This is a genomic window from Micromonospora sp. NPDC048999 (assembly GCF_040649295.1).
GTDB lineage: Bacteria > Actinomycetota > Actinomycetes > Mycobacteriales > Micromonosporaceae > Micromonospora.
In genome coordinates this window covers 799366-820756 of record NZ_JBEZFI010000001.1, presented here as the reverse complement: position 1 = coordinate 820756, position 21391 = coordinate 799366, and the positions used below count along the sequence as shown (strand labels likewise).

Annotated in this window: 25 protein-coding genes; 19 read left to right on the top strand and 6 right to left on the bottom strand. The window is 71.5% G+C overall.

Translation table 11 applies throughout. The features are described from left to right. Nucleotides 1-52: 52 nt before the first annotated feature. Nucleotides 53-610 (top strand): TetR-like C-terminal domain-containing protein, encoded by a 558-nt coding sequence (locus AB0C02_RS03980; protein WP_357540807.1) that lies wholly within the window; start codon nucleotides 53-55, stop codon nucleotides 608-610. Between the two features lie 20 nt (nucleotides 611-630). After that, a complete protein-coding gene (locus AB0C02_RS03975; protein ID WP_357540805.1) occupies nucleotides 631-1278 on the top strand; it encodes a hypothetical protein in 648 nt (215 codons plus the stop codon). Nucleotides 1279-1376: 98 nt separating this feature from the next. Here the strand turns inward: AB0C02_RS03975 and AB0C02_RS03970 are convergent, their stop codons facing one another. The 3 genes from AB0C02_RS03970 to AB0C02_RS03960 all read right to left on the bottom strand — a co-directional run bounded on the left by AB0C02_RS03970 (nucleotide 1377) and on the right by AB0C02_RS03960 (nucleotide 2690). Then, the gene (locus AB0C02_RS03970; RefSeq protein WP_357540803.1) at nucleotides 1377-1565 is read right to left on the bottom strand and encodes a DUF397 domain-containing protein; all 189 of its coding nucleotides are present in this window, start codon (nucleotides 1563-1565) and stop codon (nucleotides 1377-1379) included. Further along, entirely contained in the window at nucleotides 1562-2347 is a 786-nt protein-coding gene (locus AB0C02_RS03965; RefSeq protein WP_357540801.1) for a helix-turn-helix transcriptional regulator, read from the bottom strand. The genes AB0C02_RS03970 and AB0C02_RS03965 overlap by 4 nt, the downstream gene beginning before the upstream one ends. A gap of 166 nt (nucleotides 2348-2513) precedes the next feature. Continuing rightward, nucleotides 2514-2690, bottom strand: a complete 177-nt coding sequence (locus AB0C02_RS03960; RefSeq protein ID WP_357540799.1) for a hypothetical protein — start codon at nucleotides 2688-2690, stop codon at nucleotides 2514-2516. Nucleotides 2691-2965: 275 nt separating this feature from the next. Between AB0C02_RS03960 and AB0C02_RS03955 the strand changes: the two genes are divergently transcribed. From AB0C02_RS03955 to AB0C02_RS03900, 12 genes are all read left to right on the top strand, one after another. Next, entirely contained in the window at nucleotides 2966-3703 is a 738-nt protein-coding gene (locus AB0C02_RS03955; protein ID WP_357541039.1) for a flavin reductase family protein, read from the top strand. A gap of 169 nt (nucleotides 3704-3872) precedes the next feature. Continuing rightward, nucleotides 3873-4241: a DUF485 domain-containing protein gene (locus AB0C02_RS03950; protein ID WP_357540797.1), complete on the top strand. Its 369-nt coding sequence runs from the start codon at nucleotides 3873-3875 to the stop codon at nucleotides 4239-4241. Continuing rightward, nucleotides 4219-5892, top strand: coding sequence for a cation acetate symporter (locus AB0C02_RS03945; RefSeq protein WP_357540795.1), 1674 nt, complete (start codon nucleotides 4219-4221; stop codon nucleotides 5890-5892). Before AB0C02_RS03950 ends, AB0C02_RS03945 begins: the two co-directional genes overlap by 23 nt. Before the next feature lie 72 nt (nucleotides 5893-5964). Then, a complete protein-coding gene (locus tag AB0C02_RS03940) occupies nucleotides 5965-6945 on the top strand; it encodes an NAD-dependent epimerase/dehydratase family protein (protein ID WP_357540793.1) in 981 nt (326 codons plus the stop codon). A 74-nt stretch (nucleotides 6946-7019) separates the two neighbouring features. Further along, nucleotides 7020-8255, top strand: coding sequence for an LCP family protein (locus AB0C02_RS03935; protein ID WP_357540791.1), 1236 nt, complete (start codon nucleotides 7020-7022; stop codon nucleotides 8253-8255). Nucleotides 8256-8453: 198 nt separating this feature from the next. Further along, nucleotides 8454-9698, top strand: coding sequence for an LCP family protein (locus AB0C02_RS03930; RefSeq protein WP_357540789.1), 1245 nt, complete (start codon nucleotides 8454-8456; stop codon nucleotides 9696-9698). Nucleotides 9699-9883: 185 nt separating this feature from the next. Continuing rightward, nucleotides 9884-10822 carry an LCP family protein gene (locus AB0C02_RS03925; RefSeq protein WP_357541037.1) on the top strand — a complete coding sequence of 313 codons (939 nt, stop codon included), beginning with the start codon at nucleotides 9884-9886 and terminating at the stop codon, nucleotides 10820-10822. A 28-nt stretch (nucleotides 10823-10850) separates the two neighbouring features. Further along, nucleotides 10851-11186 (top strand): rhodanese-like domain-containing protein, encoded by a 336-nt coding sequence (locus AB0C02_RS03920; RefSeq protein WP_357540787.1) that lies wholly within the window; start codon nucleotides 10851-10853, stop codon nucleotides 11184-11186. A 15-nt stretch (nucleotides 11187-11201) separates the two neighbouring features. Beyond that, nucleotides 11202-11993 (top strand): glycerophosphodiester phosphodiesterase family protein, encoded by a 792-nt coding sequence (locus tag AB0C02_RS03915; RefSeq protein WP_357540785.1) that lies wholly within the window; start codon nucleotides 11202-11204, stop codon nucleotides 11991-11993. An 80-nt stretch (nucleotides 11994-12073) separates the two neighbouring features. After that, the gene (locus AB0C02_RS03910; protein ID WP_357540783.1) at nucleotides 12074-13525 is read left to right on the top strand and encodes an ATP-binding protein; all 1452 of its coding nucleotides are present in this window, start codon (nucleotides 12074-12076) and stop codon (nucleotides 13523-13525) included. Between the two features lie 60 nt (nucleotides 13526-13585). Next, on the top strand, nucleotides 13586-14002 hold the full coding sequence (locus tag AB0C02_RS03905) for an ATP-binding protein (protein WP_357540781.1): 417 nt from the start codon (nucleotides 13586-13588) through the stop codon (nucleotides 14000-14002). Nucleotides 14003-14099: 97 nt separating this feature from the next. Continuing rightward, nucleotides 14100-14987 (top strand): DUF5926 family protein, encoded by an 888-nt coding sequence (locus tag AB0C02_RS03900; protein WP_357540779.1) that lies wholly within the window; start codon nucleotides 14100-14102, stop codon nucleotides 14985-14987. A gap of 36 nt (nucleotides 14988-15023) precedes the next feature. On the opposite strand, the gene AB0C02_RS03895 is transcribed toward AB0C02_RS03900, so the two are convergent. Further along, nucleotides 15024-16235 carry an arginine deiminase gene (locus AB0C02_RS03895; RefSeq protein ID WP_357540777.1) on the bottom strand — a complete coding sequence of 404 codons (1212 nt, stop codon included), beginning with the start codon at nucleotides 16233-16235 and terminating at the stop codon, nucleotides 15024-15026. A gap of 162 nt (nucleotides 16236-16397) precedes the next feature. On the opposite strand from AB0C02_RS03895, the gene AB0C02_RS03890 reads away from it, so the two are divergent. From AB0C02_RS03890 to pheA, 4 genes are all read left to right on the top strand, one after another. After that, nucleotides 16398-17135 carry a hypothetical protein gene (locus AB0C02_RS03890; RefSeq protein WP_357540775.1) on the top strand — a complete coding sequence of 246 codons (738 nt, stop codon included), beginning with the start codon at nucleotides 16398-16400 and terminating at the stop codon, nucleotides 17133-17135. Nucleotides 17136-17365: 230 nt separating this feature from the next. Further along, nucleotides 17366-17821 (top strand): hypothetical protein, encoded by a 456-nt coding sequence (locus AB0C02_RS03885; protein ID WP_357540773.1) that lies wholly within the window; start codon nucleotides 17366-17368, stop codon nucleotides 17819-17821. Nucleotides 17822-18043: 222 nt separating this feature from the next. Beyond that, nucleotides 18044-18550, top strand: coding sequence for a hypothetical protein (locus tag AB0C02_RS03880; protein WP_357540771.1), 507 nt, complete (start codon nucleotides 18044-18046; stop codon nucleotides 18548-18550). 10 nt (nucleotides 18551-18560) lie between these two features. After that, entirely contained in the window at nucleotides 18561-19517 is a 957-nt protein-coding gene (gene pheA, locus AB0C02_RS03875) for a prephenate dehydratase (RefSeq protein WP_357540769.1), read from the top strand. Nucleotides 19518-19552: 35 nt separating this feature from the next. On the opposite strand, the gene AB0C02_RS03870 is transcribed toward pheA, so the two are convergent. Both AB0C02_RS03870 and AB0C02_RS03865 read right to left on the bottom strand, forming a co-directional pair. Further along, complete coding sequence (locus AB0C02_RS03870; protein ID WP_357541035.1) at nucleotides 19553-19897, bottom strand: metallopeptidase family protein; 345 nt, start codon at nucleotides 19895-19897, stop codon at nucleotides 19553-19555. Nucleotides 19898-20021: 124 nt separating this feature from the next. Further along, nucleotides 20022-20450, bottom strand: coding sequence for an OsmC family protein (locus AB0C02_RS03865; protein ID WP_357540767.1), 429 nt, complete (start codon nucleotides 20448-20450; stop codon nucleotides 20022-20024). A gap of 122 nt (nucleotides 20451-20572) precedes the next feature. On the opposite strand from AB0C02_RS03865, the gene AB0C02_RS03860 reads away from it, so the two are divergent. Further along, entirely contained in the window at nucleotides 20573-21304 is a 732-nt protein-coding gene (locus AB0C02_RS03860; protein WP_357540765.1) for a hypothetical protein, read from the top strand. The last annotated feature ends 87 nt before the right edge of the window (nucleotides 21305-21391 follow it).

The following is a 21391-nucleotide window of genomic DNA, read 5'->3' as shown; positions in this document are numbered from 1 at the left end:
AATGGCATTAGCCTGTTGGCTATGCTGATGTTCTTGCTACTGAGCGGCTGCCATGCCTAGGGCCCGCCTGTCCACCGCCGGCGTCGTGGAGGTGGCCCTTGCGGTGATCGACGAGCAGGGGCTCGAACAACTGACGCTGGCTGCGGTCGCGGCTCACGCCGGGGTCGCCACGCCGTCGCTGTACAAGCACGTCGCCAGCCTCGCGCAGTTGCGGAACCTGGTCGGCGTACGGGTCATGGAGGACATGGCCGAACAGCTCACCCTCGCCGTCGTCGGCCGCAGTGGCGACGACGCCGTGGCGAGCCTGATGCGGGCCAGCCGTGCCTACGTGGTGCGACACCCCACCCGCTACGCGGCGATGCCGGCCGACCCGCTGCACGACCCGGCGACACAGGCGGCGGGGTACAAACTGCTTCAGGTCTTCCTCGGCGCGCTACGCGCCTACCGCCTGGACGACGCCGCCACGATCCACGCCACTCGGTGCCTGCGCGCCATCACCCACGGGTTCACCTCCATCGAGGCCGCAGGCGGCTTCGGTCTACCCGAAGGCCTGGACGACACCTACGAGCAGCTGATCCAGATGTTCATCGCCAGCCTCCCCCGCCCCTGAAACCGGCAAAGGAACCCCTCATGTCCATGACCCGTACCCGGGCCGGCGCTGTCGCCCTCGCCGCCGCCGGCCTGCTGTTCATCCTCTACCCGGCCACCCGCCCATGGGAGGACGAGACCACCATGGCCGGCGCGACGGCGGCGATGGGTTCGACCGCATGGGTCGCCTCCCACCTGTTCGCGATGATCGGCTTCATCCTCCTGCCCCTGGGCCTGCTCACCCTCCCCGAAGCGCTGCGGCCGGGTCGGGGCGCCCCGCTCGCCCTCGTCGCCGCCGTGACCACCTGGGTCGGCGCGGGCCTCACCCTGCCCTACTACGGCGCCGAGGACTTCGGGCTGCACGCCATCGCCACCCACGTCGCCGACGGTCAGCCCATCGACCTGCTCGCCCTGGCCGAAACCGTCCGCTTCCAGCCGGTCGCGGTCACCACGTTCGCGCTCGGCCTGCTCGCGCTGGCCGTCGGAGCCGTGCTCGCCGCCATCGCGATCTGGCGCTCGGGCGTCCTGCCGCGCTACAGCGGCATCCCGCTGGCGGTCGGCTTCGCCCTCTTCCTCCCGCAGTTCTTCACCCCGCCGGCGGTCCGGATCACCCACGGCGTGCTCGTAGGTGTCGGCTGCGCCTGGGTGGCGATCACCCTCTGGCGGACCGCACCCCGATCGCCCCGCTGACCCCGGGCTCACGCTCGAACCGGGATGTAGGGGCATCCCGCGCCGCCCAAGGCCACGCTTTCCTGGATCGAGCGTGACCTTGGGCTTCGTCAGTCGGGTTAGCCGACCCGGAGGGCGGTGATCAGAGAGCGCCAGGCGTCGGGGGTGAAGGAGAGTGTCGGGCCGGAGCGGTCCTTGCTGTCCCGGACCAGCACCACCCCGGGCAGATTGCCCGCCACCTCCACACAGTTGCCGCCGGAGTCGGTCGAACGAGACGACGTACGCCAGCGGGGCTCGACGATGGTCATGGCGTCACCCTCAACTTCCGGATCAGATCCAGCGAGGCTCCCGTGGACAGCGCTTCGCCAAGGAGGCTATCCCACTTCCGCTCGATCAAGCCGACTGTCTCCGGGTCGTCAACGACATGTCCTCGGGCAGCATTCTCCAGGTAGAGCACCCGCTCACCGTCCGGCAACTCGGCCAATACGAAGCCGCCGCCGAGCCCAGCGTGTTCTCCGACGGCCAGGGGAATTACGTGGAGGCGCACGGCAGGAAGCTCGGCCACCTCCAGCAGCCGCCCGAGTTGACCGTCCAGCACCGCCGGTCCGCCCACCGGCCGCCGCACGGCGGTTTCGTCCAGCAGCAAAACGCAATGCGGTGGCTGGTCACGGTGTAGCAACTGTTGACGTTCCAACCGGACAGCCACCAGCTCGTCCACCACGGTCGGTGGATGGAGACCGCCGGTGGAGATGACCGCCCTGGCGTAATCCTCGGTCTGGAGAAGACCGGGCACCAGGCACGCCTCGAAGGCCCTCAGCCGCGTCGCCTGCTGCTCGTAACCTCGCCAGGGTACGAACCACGACGGCCCACGCTCCCGGTCGGCCGCCTCCAACAGACCGGCGAGGAGGCCGCCGGTGCCGAGGGCCTGGTCGGCGGCGACGGCGAACTCCACGGTGGGCCGGCGGCGGCCGGTCTCGATCGCGGCGACCGTTGACGGACTCCACTTGATCAGGGCGGCCAGCCCCTCCTGGGATACGTCCGCGCCGGCCCGGGCCGCCTTGAGCGCCCGGATCCACATCTCGATGTCCATCCTTACGTCTCCCGTAAGTACGTGACTGCGCTGCGTAGTAAGCCCTGGCATCCTCCCCTGTCCGCCCCGCCGCGTCCAGGGTGGAGGTACGCGGCCCGGCTGGTGGAGGCGACGCCCGGCGGTCGGGTCCTGCGTCGGGTAGCCCCGGCCATTCCCCCGGCCGGGGCTACCCCCGAGCCCCCGGGAGGTAGGCGATGTTCGGGTTCATCCGCCGCAGGAACGCCGCGCTGTGGTCGTACCGGAGGAGGAAGCCGGCGGTGACGACCACCGCGACCGATCCGGCGCCGCCGGCCGCGACCGGGCGGCCGGCGGGGCGGCCGAACGCGGCACCGGCATGGGCCACGGGGCCGACGATCGCCTTTCCGCGACCGGGTCGAGCCGGATGGTTGACGCCGGCCCAGGCCTGGCGGGCAAACGGCGGCCGCTGGTGATCGTTTCCCGGGCGTGTCGCGGCCGAGAGGCGATGACTGCTGCGAGCGATATGCCGATCAGTCATGAATATGCCTCTGTGTCATCACGCTCATTCGAGCAGTCGCCTCTAGCGGCCGACACGCTGGGCCGAGCGAACGACACGCCGGGGCGGAAAGGTGGGCGGGGGTGAGGCGGGCGCACCTGCCGATGCGGCCGGCGTGGCGGTGCCGGGGGTGTGGGGCGCAGTGGCCGTGCCAGCCGGCGCGGCTCGCGCTGCTGGTCGAGTATCGGCACGACCGGACGGCGCTACTGGTGTACCTGGGCGGGCTGATGGCCGAGGCCGGCGAGCAACTCGCGCCCGCGACCGGTCTGCACGAGCGCTTCCTCGGTTGGGCGCGGGCCCGGGGCGGCACAATGTTTCACGTGAATCATGAGCCGGGCGCGGAGATCCACCACACCGACCCGTTCGCCATGCCGGCCGGGCAGCGGTCGCCGGTACGGCGGCTGCGCGGGCGGTTGGCCGCCCCGGTGACCCTGTGGACGGCACCCGGGCCGGCCGGGCTGACCGTGTCGTCCACCCTGGTCGCCGAGGGCGAGCCGGACCGGCTGCTCGGGCTGATCGATCCGGAGTCGGACCTGTGGACGGCCGTCGAGGAGGCGGGACGGTTCGCGGTCGCGCCGCTGGGCCCGCCGCACCGGCAGCTCGCCGACCGCTTCGCCGGTCTCTTCCCGTCGCCCGGTGGGCTCTTCGCCGTCGGCTCATGGACCGACACGCCGTACGGGCCGGTGCCGTCGGACGCGGGCGGATGGGCCGGCTGCCGGCTCGACAATGCCCGAGAGTACGGCTGGGGCCTGCTGGTCGAGGCCACGATCGAGGCCGTCGACCTGGCCGAGGAGACCGCCCCGCTGCTGCACTACCGGGGCCGCTACCGCGAGCTGGGCTGACCGCGCCGAGCGGCGACCGGTGAGCGGAGTGACTCGGGTCACTCGGCGCAGGAGGGTGACCGTTCGGCGCAGGAGGTGACCGGGGTCGATCTGCACCTTCCCGGGTGGGAGGCGCGCTCTCTACCGTGCGCGAAACTCCCCCACGCCTTGCGAAGGTGGTGATCCACAGATGTCCACGGACACACCCGCGTCCGCGCCGGCCGAATCCGCGGCGGAACGGTACCTCGCCGTACAACGGTCGGACGAGTTCGCCGGGTTGCGGCGCGCGCTGCGCGGTTTCGTCTTCCCGATGACCGTCGCGTTCTTCCTGTGGTACGCGCTCTACGTCATCCTCTCCGCGTACGCGCGGGGCTTCATGGGCGCGAAGCTCTTCGGGAACATCAACGTCGCCCTGGTCTTCGGCCTGCTCCAGTTCGTCTCGACGTTCGTCATCGCCTGGCTCTACTCGCGGTTCGCCGACCGGCGGATCGATCCGGTCGCCGACCGGATCCGCACCGAGATCGAGGAGGTGACCGATGAGCACGATCCTCGCGGCTGAGGCGGGCAGCCACACCGCCCGCAACCTCACCATCACGCTCTTCCTGATCTTCGTGGCGATCACGCTGGCCATCACCGTCTGGGCCAGCCGGCAGACCAAGACCGCCACCGACTTCTACGCCGGCGGCCGGTCCTTCTCCGGCTTCCAGAACGGCATGGCGATCGGCGGCGACTACATGTCGGCCGCGTCCTTCCTCGGCATCGCCGGCATCATCGCCCTGTACGGCTACGACGGCTTCCTCTACTCGATCGGGTTCCTGGTCGCGTGGCTGGTGGCGCTGCTGCTCGTCGCCGAACTGCTCCGCAACTCCGGCCGGTACACGATGGCCGACGTGCTGGCGTTCCGGATGCGCCAGCGCCCGGTCCGGACGGCGGCCGCGGTCTCCACGATCACCGTGTCGATCTTCTACCTGCTGGCCCAGATGGTCGGCGCGGGCGCGCTGGTCGCGCTGCTGCTCGGCATCAAGCCGGGCACCACGTTCCTCGGCATGGACGCGGACACCGCAAAGGTGGCCACCATCCTCCTGGTCGGCGCCCTGATGATCATCTACGTCACCGTGGGCGGCATGAAGGGCACCACGTACGTCCAGATCGTCAAGGCGTTCCTGCTGATGAGCGGCGCGATCCTGATGACCCTGCTGGTGCTCGCCAAGTACAAGTTCAACCTGTCGTCCCTGCTCGGCGACGCGGCGCACGCCTCCGGCAAGGGAGCGGCCTTCCTCGAACCCGGTCTCAAGTACGGGGTGGAGACATCCGGCGACGCCCTGAAGACCTTCTACAGCAAGATGGATCTGCTGTCGCTCGGCATCGCCCTGGTGCTCGGCACGGCCGGCCTGCCGCACATCCTGATCCGCTTCTACACCGTGCCGACCGCGAAGGCGGCCCGCAAGAGCGTGCTCTGGGCGATCGGCATCATCGGCCTCTTCTACCTGCTCACCCTCGCCCTGGGCTTCGGCGCGGCGGCGCTGGTCGGCGGAGAGGCGATCACCGCGCAGGACAAGGCCGGCAACACCGCCGCGCCGCAACTCGCCGAGGCGTTGGGCAAGGACTTCTTCGGTGGCAGCCTGGGCGGCGCGACGCTGCTGGCGATCATCGCGGCGGTCGCCTTCGCCACCATCCTGGCGGTGGTCGCCGGGCTGACCCTGGCCTCGTCGTCCAGCCTGGCGCACGACTTCTACGCCAACGTGGTCAAGGGCGGGCAGGCCTCGGAGCGGCAGGAGGTGAACGTCGCCCGGATCTCCGCCCTGGTGATCGGCGCGGTCGCCATCGTACTGTCGATCTTCGCGCAGAGCCTGAACGTGGCGTTCCTGGTGGCGCTGGCCTTCGCGGTGGCCGCCTCGGGCAACCTGCCGGCGATCCTGTTCAGCCTGTTCTGGAAGCGGTTCAACACCTCCGGCGCGGTCTGGGCGATCTATGGCGGCCTGGTCGCCGCCGTGCTGCTGGTCTTCTTCTCCCCGGTGGTGTCCGGGGCGCCGACGGCCATGTTCCCCGAGCACGACTGGCACTGGTTCCCGCTGTCGAACCCGGGCATCATCTCGATCCCGATCGGCTTCCTCTGCGGCTGGATCGGCACCCTGCTGTCCAAGGAGCACGACGAGGAGAAGTACGCCGAGCTGGAAGTACGTGCGCTCACCGGCGCGGGCGCGCACTGAGTTGAGAGGGGCCCCCTGCTCTACGCGAGGCGTTGACAGGGGGCCCCTCCATGCCTGAGTAGGCTGGCCCGCATGAAGGTTGCTTCCCGATTCGGATCCGGCCACCGCGTCCTCGTCACCGGCGGCGCCGGCTTCGTGCCGTCACACCTGGTCGACCGGCTCGTCGAGCGTGGCTGCACGGTCGTGGTGCTGGACAACTTCGTTACCGGCTCCAAGGACAACGTCGCTCACCTGCTGGCGAAGCCGACCTTCACGCTGATCGAGGCGGACATCGCCGAGGGGCTGCCGGCCGACCACCCGGCCATGGCCGAGCGGTTCGACGCGATCCTGCACATGGCCTCCCCGGCCAGCCCCACCGACTTCGAGAAGCTGCCGGTGGAGATCCTGCGGGTCGGCTCGGTCGCCACCCTGCACCTGCTTGAGCGGGCCACCGCCGACGGCGCCCGGTTCCTGATGGCCTCCACCTCCGAGGCGTACGGCGACCCGAAGGAGCACCCGCAGCGCGAGACGTACTGGGGCAACGTCAACCCGATCGGCATCCGGAGCGTCTACGACGAGGCGAAGCGCTTCTCGGAGGCGGCCACCATGGCCTACCACCGCAGCCGGGGCACCGACACCGCGATCGTCCGGATCTTCAACACGTACGGCCCGCGGATGCGGCCGGACGACGGCCGGGCCATCCCGACCTTCATCTCCCAGGCGCTGCGCGGCGAGCCGATCACGGTGCACGGCACCGGCAACCAGACCCGGTCGATCTGCTACGTCGACGACCTGGTGCGGGGCATCCTGCTGCTGCTCGACTCGACCGAGACCGGCCCGATCAACTGCGGCACCGAGCACGAGATGTCGATGCGGCAACTGGCCGAGACGATCGTTTCCCTGACCGGCAGCGCGTCCGAGGTGAGCTACATCACCCGGGCTGCGGACGACCCGGAGATGCGTCGCCCCGACCTCACGCTCGCCCGCGAACTGTTGGGATACGAACCCACCGTGACGCCCGAAGACGGCCTGCGACGCACGATTGACTACTTCCGCGGGCGGCTGGGGTACTGACTTTCGCCCGGGAGGACGCTGACACCCGGCCCGCCTGAGGACGGGACTGGTTCAACCGACCTACCCTCGGTTACATGTCAGCGACCACCTCTGCCGGCCTTCCGCTCGCGTACCTGAGTCGGAGCGCGGGCCGCGCCCAGGTCCCCGGCCCCGATCGGGGCGCCGCCGGGCGCGCCCGCGTCACCGACGCCCGGCGGTCCCCCTCGTACGACGAGGGACCGCGCCCGGGCGGACCGGCCGGCCCCGGCGGGCCCGGTGGGCCCGGTGGGCCGAGCAGGCCCGGCGGCGACCCTGGACGCCGTGGTCCGCGTCCGCGCTGGGGGCGGATCGCCCTGGTGGCCGGCGCGGCGGTGCTGGTGCTCGCGTTGCTCGGCGGTGCGGGCGCCTGGTTCTACGCCCGCAACCTCAACGAGGATCTGGCCCGGACCGACCCCTTCTCGCAGATCACCGGCGGACGGCCGGTCAAGAAGGTCAACGGCGCGCTCAACATCCTGCTGGTCGGCAGCGACTCCCGGGACCCGGACGCCCAGATGGACCGGGCCGGCGAGTGGCGGGCGGACACGCTGATGCTCATGCACATCCAGGCCGACCACAAGAAGGCCTACCTGGTCTCCATCCCGCGTGACCTGTACGTGCCGATTCCGGCGAACGCCGGCGCCTCCTGCGACTCCGGCTCGCGCAACAAGATCAACGCGTCTTTCGCGTGGGGTGGCCTGCCGCTCGCGGTCAGGACCGTGGAGTGCTTCACCGACGTCCGGATCGACCACGTCGTGGCAATCGACTTCGGCGGCTTCAAGGAGGTCACCGACGCGCTCGGCGGCGTCGACCTGAAGGTGGACCGGACGATCACCTCGATCCACAAGCCGTACCGGAAGTTCACCAAGGGTGTGCAGCACATGAACGGCACCGAGGCCCTGGACTGGGTGCGGCAGCGCAAGCAGTTCCCCACGGGCGACTTCGCCCGCATGCGCCACCAGCAGGAATTCCTCAAGGCGCTGATGGACAAGGCGGCCAGCGGCGGCACATTGACCAACCCCAAGAAGCTGAACGATTTCCTCAAGGCGGTCACCAAGGCGGTCAAGGTCGACCAGGAATTCTCCCTGACGGACCTGGCACTGCAGTTCCGAAACCTGCGCGGCGACAATCTGACCTTCATGACCAGCCCCAACCTCGGCGGGCAGGACATCGACGGGCAGTCGGTGGTGCTCTCCGACCGGGAGAAGGCGCTGGCGATGTACCAGGCCATCATCGCGGACAAGATGGCCGAGTGGGTGGCGGCGAACCAGCAGGGCGACAACAACGGCAACTGACGCCTGACGGCACTCGGCCGGTCGGCGGTCAAGGTTCGCCTCGCGAGCCAACCGCCGACCGGCCCCTTACATTTAGCCGTTCGGCCACAATATCGGCACGAGTACGGAGATCTGCGGGAATATTCGACAGACGAGGTCGCCAGACCGGAGCGGGATCCGTAAAGTGGTCCCGCCCCCGATCATCGAGCTGGAGCACGCATGCCGGTTCAAACCAGCCGTCGCCCTTCGTCAATGGAGCCCGGAGCGCCCGGGCGGGTGCCTCCGACCATTCCGCCTCGGCCCGACCCCGGCGGGCGCGGCCCCGGCGGGCGCGGCCCCGGCGGGCGCGGCCCCGGCGGAGGAAAGAAGCGAACCAAGCGCAAGGACCCACTGTGGGCCCGACTCACGCTGATCTTCGGCGCGGTGCTGATGTTGACCAGCGGCACCGCGATCGTCGGCGCCAAGGCGCTGATCGGAGAGGCCACCAGCACCATCGACCGGGGCAATCTGCTCGGCGTGGCGGGCAAGACCGAGGCCGAGGGCGGCAAGAACCTCGAAGGCCCGATCGACATGCTGCTGCTCGGCGTGGATGCCCGGGAACGCTGGGCCGTCGACGACGCCCGCTCGGACACGATCATCATCCTGCACATCCCGGCCAGCCACGACCAGGCGTACCTGATCTCGATTCCCCGGGACACCGAGGCGCACATCCCGGCTTTTGAGAAGAGCGGTTATCGGGGCGGTGTCGACAAGATCAATGCGGCCTTCTTCTTCGGAGCGCAGAACGGTGGCGGCTGGGAGGGCGGCGCCCAGCTGATGGCCAATACCATCAAGCAGATGACCGGGATCAGCTTCGACGGCGCCGCAATCATCAACTTCGGTGGTTTCAAGCATGTCGTCAACGCGCTCGGCACCGTCCGCATCTGCGTGAGCCACGAGGTCACCTCGTACCACATGAAGCTGGTTGACGGTAAGCCGATGTGGAACGCGGACGCCAAGAAGACCGGCAAGGCGATGAAGCCGGTGGTGTACAAGAAGGGCTGCCAGGAGATGGCGGGCTGGCAGGCGCTCGACTTCGCCCGCCAGCGCTACGGCCTGCCGAACAGCGACTACGACCGCCAGCAGAACCAGCAGCAACTGATCAAGGCGATGGCGAAGAAGGCCACCGAGGGCGGCACGCTGACCAACCCGATCAAGCTGAACGAGCTGATCAAGGCGGCCGGCAAGGCCTTCATCCTGGACACCGGCGGCGTGCCGATCGAGGACTTCCTCTTCACGCTCAAGGGCGTCACCGGCAACGAACTGGTCACCCTGCGGACCAACGGCGGCACCTACAGCCCCAACTCCGACGGCTCACGAGAGGCGCTCAACGAGCTGAGCATGCAGATGTTCAAGGCGGTCAAGAACGACGCCCTCGCCGACTTCGTGGTCGCGAACCCGGAGGTCCTCTCCACCAGAAAGTGAACGTGACCCGGCGGTGGTCGCGACGAAACAACCACCGCCGGGGTGACCGGACCGTAGCCTGACGTGAGGAGGCCTCACGTCAGGCTACGGGGAGGAACGCCACGTTCAGGCGAGCACGGAACAGAAGCGGGCGGGGCCGACCCGCCCGCTGGACCCGGTTCCTGCTCGGCGGCGGGCTCGCCCTGATCCTGCTCGCCACGCTCGGGCTGGCGGGGCTGCACTGGTTCAGCCACCGGTACGACCGTACGGTGGCGAAGCAGAACCTGCTCGACCCGGCTGCCCGGAAGCCGAAGACCGACCTGTCCCGCGCGCTCAACTACCTGCTGATCGGCTCGGACCACCGGGCCGGCGCAAACCCCGACGACCAGCGCTCCGACAGCATCCTGATCGTGCACGTGCCGGCCGGGATGCGACAGGCGTACCTGATCTCAATTCCGCGCGACCTGCTGGTCACCATCCCGCCGGCGCCCGGCTACGACGGCGGCCAAGACAAGATCAACGCGGCGCTTGATCACGGCGGCGGGGGTGAGGCCGGGGCCCGGCTGCTCTCGGCCACCCTGAGCCGGCTCACCGGGATCCGCTTCGACGGCGCCGCCCTGCTCGACTTCTCCGGCTTCAAGGACGTCATCGACCTGCTCGGCGGCATCCAGATGTGCGTCGACACCGAGGTCCGGTCGGTCCACACCAAGACCCTGTTCAACACCGGCTGCCAACAGATGGACGGCGCCCGGGCCCTGGACTACGTCCGCCAGCGCTACGGCCTGCCCGACGGCGACTACGACCGGCAGCGCCACCAGCAGCAGATGCTCCGCGCGGTGCTCGACAAGGCCGGCCAGACGCACCTACGCGACGACCCGGTCAAGCTCGACCGGGTGCTCCGGGCGGTCGGCAGCGCGCTGACCGTGGACACCAACGGCAAGTCGCTGGACGACCTGCTCTTCGCGTTCCGCGGGCTGCCGCCGGACGCGCTGCGCGGCGTGCAGGTCCCCTCGTATCCGCAGATCATCGACGAGATCTCGTACGTGGTGCTGGACAACGGCGGCGGGGGGCTCTTCGACGCCCTGCGAGCCACTCGGGTGCCCGAGTGGGTCGAGGCCAATCCTCGCTGGGTCAACCGGCTGTGACCGGCCGGCCGGTCTAGGCTTGGTAGCCGTGTTCGGACCCCATGTACCCAGCGTTCCCGCGTCGGCAGTGCCCGACGACATCTACCTGCTCGACGTCCGGGAGGACGACGAGTGGGCCGCCGGCCACGCGCCGGCCGCCCACCACCTGCCGATGACCGAGCTGCCCGGCCGCCTGTCCGAGGTGCCCGACGACCGCGAGGTGGCCGTGATCTGTCGCTCCGGCGGCCGGTCCGCACAGGTCGTCGCGTACCTGCTGCGCAACGGCTGGGACCAGGTGCGCAACGTCGAGGGCGGAATGGGCGACTGGGCCACCGCCGGCCACCCGGTGGTCACCGACGACGGGCAGCCGGGCCGGGTCGTCTGAGGCGCGACGAGCGACATGACCCCGCCCCTGGTCTTCGCGCACCGCGGCTCGTCGTACGACCTGCCCGAGCACACCCTGGCCGCATACCTGCGGGCGCTCGACGAGGGCGCCGACGGGCTGGAGTGCGACGTCCGGCTGACCCGGGACGGGCACCTGGTGTGCGTACACGATCGCCGGCTGGACCGGACCAGCAACGGTCACGGGCTGGTCAGCGCGCGTACCCTCGCCGAGTTGGAGACGCTGGACTTCGGCTCGTGGCACCCCGGTGGGGTGACGGCCGAGGGCGACCTACCGCTCGACGAGTCGCACACCCGGCTGCTCACCCTGGAACGGCTGCTCGACGCCGTGCTGGCCGCCCGCCGGCCGGTCCGGCTGCTGATCGAGACCAAGCACCCCACCCGGTACGGCGGGGACGTGGAACGCCGCCTGGTCACCATGCTGCGCCGGCACGGCCTCGCCGAACCCCGCCCGGACGATCCGGTCCAGGTCACCGTGATGTCCTTCTCCCCGCTCGCCGTACGCCGGGTCCGCGACCTGGCACCCGGCCTGCCCACGGTGCTGCTGTTGGAGGTGCTGCCGCGCTGGCTGCGGCTGGGCCGGCTGCCGTTCGGCACCCGGATCGCCGGGCCGGGGGTCGCCCTGCTCCGGGCCCGGCCGCAGCTCGTGCCCACGCTGCGGGCCGCCGGTAACCAGGTCTACGTCTGGACGGTGAACGAGCCGGAGGATCTGGAGCTGGTGCTGGCCGCCGAGGTGGACGGCGTGATCACCGACCGGCCCGCGCGGGCGTTGGCCCGGCTGGGCCGTTGAGCCGCCTCGATCCGTCCGGCGGTCGGCCCCGCCCCGAGCGGGGGGTATCCCTCGACCGGTCGGCGGGGCAGACTCGGGGCATGCCGGAGCGAACCGACTATCGGGCCCTCGTCGCCGGCCACACCGGCGTGTTCGCGATGATCAACTCCGGGGACTCCGGGCTGCCCGTACTCACCCGCCTGCTCCGGGTGGTTGAGCCCGCCGTGGGCGCGGCCGGCCTGGTGTTCGTCGAGTTCGCCGCCGCCGGGGGCCGGGTGATCGTGGCGACCGGCAGCGCCGAGTTCATCGTCGGCCGTCCGCTGCCGCCAGCCGACCCGGCCACCGTCTGCCTTCTCTCCGGTCCGGTCGTCCGCGAGATCCGCGTGGACGCCGTCCCGGGCGCGCTCGCCGACGAGCTGGCCGGCCGGGGGCTGCGCCGGATGATCGTGGCACGGGCCGAGATCGGCGGCGTCACCGTGGGCAGCCTGCACGCGCTCTACCCCGACGACGACCCGCTCGACGACTCCCAGCGAGCCGTCATCGCGTACGTCGCGGCCTGCATCGCCCACCTGTACGGCGACCAGACCGGCCTGCCGGTGCACGGCGACGGCCCGGTGGTGGCGGCGCTCACCGACGGCCTCGCGGTGGTGGACCGCAGGCACCACGTACGACTGTGGAACCCGGCCGCCGCGCAGGTGACCGGCCGCCCGCCCGCCGAGGCGCTGAACCGCCCGTTCCCGTTTCCGCTTCCGCCGTCCGGGGAGGTGCTCGACCACCGGTTGCCGGACGGCCGCTGGCTGCGGATCACCTCCGCGGAGCTGCCCGGCCCGAACGCGCTACAGGTGGTCACCTTCCGGGACATCACGGACCAGCAGCGCCGCGACCACGACCGGGACCTCTTCGTCGCGGTGACCAGCCACGAGCTGCGTACCCCGGTCACCGTGATCAAGGGGTACGCGGACACCCTCACCGACCACTGGGAGTCGCTCGACGACGACGACCGGCGGCACGCCGCCCGGATCATCGGGCAGCGGGCCAATGAGCTGGCCCGGCTGGTCGATCGGCTGCTCACCGCCGCCACGGAAACCCCGCGCGGGGAACCGGCCGCCCCCTTCGACCTCGCCGACGCGCTGCGGGCGGCGGTCCTCGACCTGCCGGCCGACGTCCGGCACCGGATCGTCCTCGACCTGCCGGCCAACCTGCCCAAGGCACTCGGCGACCGCCACGGCCTGGCCACCGTGCTCACCGAGCTGAGCACCAACGCCGGAAAGTACTCGCTGCCCGGCACCTCCATCGAGGTCACCGCCGAGGCGAACGAGCGGACGGTGTCCTTCCGGGTCGCCGACCGGGGCATCGGCATCCGACCGGAGCACGTGGAACGGGCGTTCGACCGGTTCTGGCAGGGCGAATCCGGCGACCGCCGACGCTATCCGGGGGCCGGACTGGGTCTCTATCTCGTCCGCCAGATCGTTGAACAGCAGAACGGATGGGTATCCCTTCGACCGAGGGTCGGTGGGGGTACGGTCGCAGAGGTGCGGCTGCCACGGGGTTGACCAGGGCACCGGGTGGAAGGGAACGACGTGTCGACGGGTTCGGTCGAGCGATCATGGTGTGTGGTGGTACCGCATCACGCGACCGGCGCGCGCCAGGCCCGGCACCGGCTCGCCGACGAACTGGTCGACATCGTGCCTCCGGCCCTGCTGGCCGACCTGGTCGCGGTCCTCGCCGAGCTGGTGGGCAACGCCGTACGCCACGCCGACCCGCTGCCCGGCGGAGTGGTCCGGGTCGCCTGGCGGCTACGCCCGACGGCCGGCGGGCAGAGCATTCAACTCCGGGTCACCGACGGCGGTTCCGCCGCGGGCCCGCTGCTCCGTCGACCGGCCCCGGGATCGGTCGACGGACGCGGCCTGCACATCGTCGCCGGCCTGTCCAGCCGCTGGGGTGTCGAGCGCGACGGCCTCGGTCAGCGCGTCTGGGCCGAGTTCGACCCGGTCGGCTCGCCGCGGCCGGACGTGCTGGTGGCCGGCTGAGCGGAGCCGAGAGACGGGTCCTGCCCACGGGGACCCCGGCCCGGCATCTAGGCTGTGTCGCCGTGAGCAAGGGCAGCGAGCGAAGCGAGGCGGCTGCATGAGTAAGCGTCGAAAGAATCAGCGGGCAGCCGTGGAAGCTGCCCCGAAGCGGGAGAAGGTGCGCGACGTCTTCGTGCCCCGACCGTTCGAGGGGCTGGTCGACGAGCCGGAGTGGATCGCGCTGCGCGAGCTGGTTCCGGCCGCCACCGCGCCACTGCAGCTGACCCCCGAACTGGTCGAGGAGTACGGCGACCGGCCGGTCACCCTGGCCACCGTGCTGCCGATGGCCGCCCCGGCGATGACCAAGCCGGACGGGCGGGTCTTCATCGGCCTGCAGCGGCACCAGCAGTCCGGCGACGTCTCCCGGGACCTGGCCGACGCGCTGCTCTGCGCGCTGCGTACCGAGCCGGGCGGCCAGGTGTCGGTGCCGCCGCTGCCCGGCCCGGGCCCCCGCCTCCAGGACATCCTGGTTGACGGCCCGCTGGAGATCAGCATGCACGACGGGTTCGAGTTCTGGCTCGACCCGGGCGCGACCGACGACCCGTCTGTGCAGGCGTCGCTGGAGCGGGCCAATGCGGCGGTCTACCCGACCGCGAAGCTGGCGGCGGCGCGGGCCGCGTACTGGTGCCAGGTGCCGGAGAAGGCGCACGTGCGCTGGGCGCTGCCGGACGACGAGGACGCGGCGCTCGACGCGCTGTCACGGCTGAGCGCAGCCGGCACGCTGTCCCTCGGCGACAACACCCGCTTCGCCGGCATGTTCCGGGCGCACGGTCGGCTGGTGCCGGTCTGGGACCTGCCTGAGGACGTTCCGGCCGCCGACTGGGAGGAGCCGGTCGCCGAGTTCGCCAAGCGGTACGCGGAGGCGCTGGAGGAGCAGGAGCCGCTCGACGCGGCCGGGCGCCGGGCCCGACAGGGTCTCCTCGGCCGCCAACTCACCCTGCGCTGAGGGGTAAGGAGGGGCCCCTTCTTTACGGGCCCCTCCTTACCCGCGTAGCGGTTCGCGGACCAGTGGGCAGGACATGCAGCGCGGCCCGCCCCGACCGGAGCCCAGCTCCGAGCCGGCGATGGCGATCACCTCGATACCGGCCCGTTCCAGCTGCGCGTTGGTCTCCACGTTCCGTTCGTAGCCCACGCACAGCCGGGGCGCGAGGGCGAGGGTGTTGTTGCCGTCGTCCCACTGCTCCCGTTCGGCGGTGACCGGGTCGAGGCCGGTGTCGATCACCCGAAGCTGGTCCAGGTCCATCGCGTCGGCGGCGGCGCGCAGGAACGGCGCCGGGCCGTCGACGCGCGGCTCGTCGCCGTCCACCCCGGCGATGACCGTGTACGCCGACAGTTCGCTGGCGATGTTGGGATACATCAGTACGGCGTCCACGTCGACCATGGTGCAGACGGTGTCCAGGTGCATGGTGGCCCGCTCCTGGGCGATCGGCACCACCAGGATGGTGTGCGACAGGCCGGCGGCGAAGACCTGCCGGGCGAGCCGTTCCGCCCCGGCCGGTGTGGTTCGCTCGCCCACCCCGACGGCGAGCACCCCGGGCGCGAGCAGCAGCACGTCACCGCCCTCCAGGTGCTCCAGTTCCGGCTGGTAGACGAACTCCGTGCCGGCGAAGCGCGGGTGGTGGCGGTAGATGGCGTCGGTCAGCGTGCTCTCGCGCCGCCGGGCCGGCATGGCCAGGCTGGTCACCGCGACCCGGTCGGAGATCCAGACCGAGGAGTCCCGGGTGAACAGCAGGTTGGGCAACGGGTCGACGACGAAGTCGTGGCGATCCATCAGGGCCCAGACCAGGCCGCCCGGCCGGTCCCGGCCGACCCGTAGCTCCTCGTGCGCGAGGCCGGCGATGAACACGTCGGCCAGGGCGGCCGGGTCGAGGTACGTGAGGTGGTCGGCGACCCGCCGGCGCAGCGTGTCGCCCAGCCGGGGCGAGCGCAGCACGAGCTCGGTCAGCTCGGCCCGGGCGTCCGGCACGGCGAGCGTCTCGGCCAGCAGGGTGGCCAGATAGAGCACCTCCACCCCCCGGCTGCGCAGGGCGTCGGCGAACGCGTCATGCTCCTCCTGCGCCCGTCCCACCCATGGGATAGCGTCAAAGAGCAAGGCGTCGTTGTTGCGTGGGGTGAGGCGGGCCAGTTCCGGCCCGGGGCGGTGCAGCAGCACCGTGCCGAGTCGGGCGACCTCGCTGTCCACATAGTGGGTCACCTTCGCAGCGTAGGACGACGTCCGCACCATCCGGGAAAAGAAGTGTGAATGAATATGGCATTCATCCGCACTCATTCCGGCGATCCAACTTGCCGACCACCCGGGTGCGCAACGTAGGGTAGTGGAGACATAACTTCGAGAGACCTTTTGCCGGAGGTCGCGATGACTGTCTTTCCCGCACGCCGAGGCGCGCCGACCCGGGCCCTGTCACCGGTCTCGACGCCTCATCCCCGGGTCGAGCCCACCTCGGCGCTCGAACCGGCCCGACCGACTCCGCTGGAGTGGGCCCGCCGCCGCCGGGCCGACCGGGGCGCCCGCCGGTTGGAGGCGGCCGGCGCCCGGGCGCTCGGCCAACTCGACCACCTCGGTCCCGCCTGGCACGTCATCGAGTGGCCCCGGACGGATGTCTCGGACGTCCTGCTCGACCGCGGCCAGACCGAACGGGCGGGCTTCCTCGCCATCGGGCCGAGCGGGCTCTTCGCGGTCACCGTCGTTGACCACGGCCGCGCCCGGGTGCTCGTCGCCGGCGACGTGGTGCAGATCAACGGGAAGCGTCCGCCCTATGTGACCGAGGCGCGTCGGGACGCCAAGCGGGCCAGCAAGGCCCTCTCCGAGGCGGTCGGCCTGCCGATCCCGGTGAGTCCGGTGCTGACCTTCGTCGGCTCGGGGGTCATCAGCGTGTACGGCCTGCCGAAGGACTGCCTAATGGCCACCCACCGAGAGCTGGACCGGCTCCTCGTGGCGGGCGGCAACCGGATCAGCCCGGCCACCGCCGAGAAGCTCTCCCGGGTCGCCCAGGCCCCATCCACCTGGTTCAACGGCACGTACCGTCCAGCGGCCGACTACCGGTGGTATGACGAGGGCCGAACGGCCCCTGACAAGCGGGCCGCCCGCCGGTAACGTCTGCGGCGACGCCACGTGGTCCGCGGCGCCGCCTCCGGTGGTTCCGTCGGTCCGCGCCGTCGCCGGCCGCCCCGACACGGGCACCCGTCGCACCGACACCTGTCCCACGCCCCCGCCGGCGCTGAGGCGCCCCGAGCAGCACCGGCGGCCCGGTGGTCCAGCGCGGTCGCGCGGCCGCCGTGCGACCGGCTAGCGTGGACGGACCGTCGGTGTACATAGGAGGCGCGGTGGCCCACGTCGAACTGTCGCTCTCGGAAGTCTTCGCGCCCGCAGCCGGGACACCGACCGAGCAGGCGTTCGACAACGTCGGGCAGTGGTCCGGCATGGTCCGCCGGGCCGCCGAGCCGTGCCTGCTGATCGACGCCGGCACGACCGTCGTCGCGATTTCCGCGTCCGGCTGCGAGCTGCTCAGCCTCGGCACGCCGGAGGCCGTGATCGGGCGGCCACTGCTGGAGGGCGGCCTGCGCCTGGTCGACTTCACCGCCGTGCCGAGCGAGCTGACCGAGCAGGACACCGACAGGATCCCGCCGCTGCTCGCCCTGCACTCCGGGCGGCTGGCCCGCGGCCTGCTCCGAATGCAGGGGGCCGGCACCGATGGCGGCACCACCGTCGACGCCATCTCCACCCCGGTGCTCGCCGACGGCAAGGTGGCCGGCTCCCTCACCTTTTTCTCCAAGGTCTGACCCGCGCCACGCCGGCGATGCCGGAGCCGGCCCCGGTGCGGCGGCCCAGCGCGCCGGAGCGGGCCGGGCACCGGGCGCACAGGTGGCCTTCACCCGGCCGGATGATCCTCCTACGATTGGCTCGGCCAAACCGGCCACAATGATGCCCCTCGATTCCCGAGGATCGGACCCGTGCCAGCCACCCCACCCAGGCCCACCGACCGGCGGAGGCCGAGCCGTCCGGTGACGCCGCGCGCCCCGCGGTCCGTTCCGGCGGCACTGGTCGCACTGCTGGCGCTCGCCGGCTGCGGCACGCCACCGGAGCTACGGCGGCCGGCCCCACCAGCCGCCACCACCTCGGCCACGGCCACCGCCACGGCCGTGCCGACCGCGACGCCGACCTCCCCGGCCACGGTGGCCGCCCCGACCCGTAGCCCCACCACCGCCCCGAGCGCCGCGCCGTGCGGATCCGGCCCGTCCGGCGATCGGGTGATCGCGGTGCTGCGCGCCGGACGGGTGCTCCCCGAGAACGTCCGGGTCACGGTCCGCAAAGGGCCGCTCTGCGCGGAGGGCTGGCAGTACACCGTGCTGGCGATGACCGGGCGCGAGGAACTCCAGGTGGTCACCCGGACGGAGCCGGGCGCCCTGGAGCTGGTGACCGCCGGGACCGACGTCTGCTCCGCCGAGGTACGCGCCGCCGGCCCACCGGGCATCCGGACTCTGGCCTGTGACGGCGTCCCCGGTGCGTAGGCTGGTCGTCATGCCCGGAACACCGCCGACCCGCTTCGTCTACCTTGGCCCCGAGGGCACCTTCGCCGAGCAGGCACTGCGTACCGTCCCCGCCGCCGAGCGAGGCAGCCGGTCGCCGGCCCGCAGCGTCGGCGAGGCGCTGGACGTCGTACGGGCCGGAGAGGCGGACGCGGCCCTGGTGCCGCTGGAGAACTCGATCGGCGGCGCGGTCGGGGTGACCCTCGACGAGCTGGCCGAGGGCGAACCGCTGGTGATCACCCGAGAGGTGATCCTGCCGGTGGAGTTCGTGTTGGCGGCCCGTTCGGGCAGCTCCCTGGCCGAGGTGCGGAGCGTGGCCGCGCACCCGCAGGCCTCCACCCAGTGCCGGGGCTGGTTGCGCGACCATCTGCCCGACGCGGTCGTGGTCGACGTCCTGTCCAACGGCGCCGCCGCGGCGGGCGCGGCGCGGGGCGAGTACGACGCCGCCATCTGCGCCCCGATCGGCACGACCCGACACCGACTGGCCGTGCTCGCCGACAAGATCGCCGATCATCCGGACGCGGTGACCCGGTTCGCGCTGGTGTCCCGCCCCGGCCCACCCCCGCCGCCCACCGGTGACGACGTCACGTCGCTGGCGGTCTACATCGCCCACGACCGGGTCGGCGCGCTGCTGTCGGTGCTGATGGAACTGGCCGTACGCGGGGTGAACATGAGCCGGATCGAGTCCCGCCCGACGGGCGAGGCGCTCGGCCGGTACGTGTTCTTTCTCGACTGCACCGGGCATGTGGCCGATGCCCGGCTCGGTGAGGCGCTACAGGGGCTGCGTCGGATCTGCGCGGGCGTGCGCTTCCTCGGGTCGTACCCCCGACACCGCTGGAGCCCGGCGGCGAGTGACCGGCCGGTCCCCGCTCCGGCCGGTCTCTCCGACGCCGACTACGCCGACGCGGCGGCCTGGCTGGCCCGGCTGCGCGCCGGCGAGTTGAGCTGACGCTGCAAGCGACCGGACGGACGCCCGCAGCGCGGTCAGCCCCAGCCGAGGGCGTGCAGCCGCTCGTCGTCGATGCCGAAGTGGTGGGCGATCTCGTGCACCACGGTCACCGCGACCTCGTCGACGACGTCCTCCTCCGTGTCGCAGATCCGCAGGATCGGGCGACGGTAGATGAGGATCCGGTCCGGCAGGACGCCGGAGTAGTTCCAGCCCCGCTCGGTGAGGGCGTGCCCCTCATAGAGCCCGAGCAGGCTCTCGCCCGGGGGCGGATCGTCCTCGACCAGGATGACCACATTGCTCATCAGCCCGAGCAGCTCCTCGGGCACCTCGTCGAGCGCCTCGCCGACGAGTTCCTCGAACCGCTCCCGACTCATTTCCACGGCCACGCCGCCCATCCTCCCCGACCCACCACCCGACCATCCGCCCGTACCGGCGCACGTTCACGGAAGGAGTGGCCACCGGAGTTCCGGATGGGACACTCCTTCCGTGCCGCGCCGTGCCGGATCAGGCGAGGCGGGCGGCCAGGGTGATCTGGGCGCCCGGGGAGAGCAGCCGCGAGATCGGGCAGTTCTCCTTGGCCACCTCGGCCAGCTTGGTGAACTGGGCCGCGTCCATGCCCGGAACCTGACCGACGGTCTCCAGGTCGATCCGGGTCACGGTCATGCCCGCGTCGGTCTTGTCGAAGTGCACCTTGGCGGTGGTCTCCACCGAGATGTCGGTCGCGCCCGCGTCGGCGAGCTGCTTGGAGAAGGCCATCGAGAAGCAGCCGGCGTGCGCGGCGCCGATCAGCTCCTCGGGATTGGTCCCCTCACCCTCCTCGAAGCGCGACTTGAATGAGTAGTTGCCGGTCAGGCCGCCCTTGCCGGTGCGGACCGTGCCGGCACCCCCGGCGAGGTCGCCCTGCCAATGTGCGGAAGCGGTACGGATAGGCATGTCTCCGACGCTAACCGAAACCCGGCCGAAAAACACCGAGCAGCGGCGAGCCGGGCGGACCGGTCGCCGGGGCCGCCTGTGTCATGATTCGACGCAGGCCCGCCGACGCGGAAGGGTGGCCGATGTCCGATCTTCCCATCCCTGGACAGGACGACCGGTCAGCCGGCATGACCGTCGTGGAGTGGGGTGACGTCGAATCCGCGCCGCCCGGCCGGGTCGGCCGTTCGCTGGCCGGGCTGGCGCGGGACCGCCGGCTGCCGCCGGTGCTGGCCGGCCTCGGCGCGGTGGCCGCCGTCGCCTCGCTGATCGGCGAGTGGGCGGTCATGACGATCCCGAACAACGGTCCGGAGGGAAACACCACCCTCCGGACGCCGAGCGGGGTGGCGGAGGTGGGCGGCTTCGGCGTCGCCTACCTGGTGGGGCTACTCGGCCTGACCTGCGCGGTCGCGCTCGCCCTGCGCGGCACCGGCCCGGCGCGGCAGAACGCCCGGGTGGCCGGTCTCGGCCTCGCCGCCGCGATGCTCGCCGTGCTGACCGCCACCGCCCTGTCGCTGGGCGCCTCGGAGCAGCGCCTCTTCATCTACGGGCCGGAGGACGGTTTCCGGGTCGACCACGGACGCGGACTGGTCACCGCCTTCGTGGCCACCGTGCTGCTCGCGGCCGGCCTCTACCTGTCCGGACGAGCAACCGGCGCGCAACTCGATCCGGACGGCGAGGCCGCAACGGCGTCACCGGACCACGGCCGGGCGGGACGGGGCCGACCCCGTTCGGACGAGGACTACCGGCCGCCCGCGCCGGCCGGCCTGACGGTCGAGCCCACCATGCCGTTCGCCCGTCCCGAAGCGCCACGCTGAGCTGGGCGCGGCGGGACACCGAACAGCCGCCACGGGTTGGTGTCCGATTCGCCAAAAAGCCATGGTTGCGACCCGTTCCGCGAGATA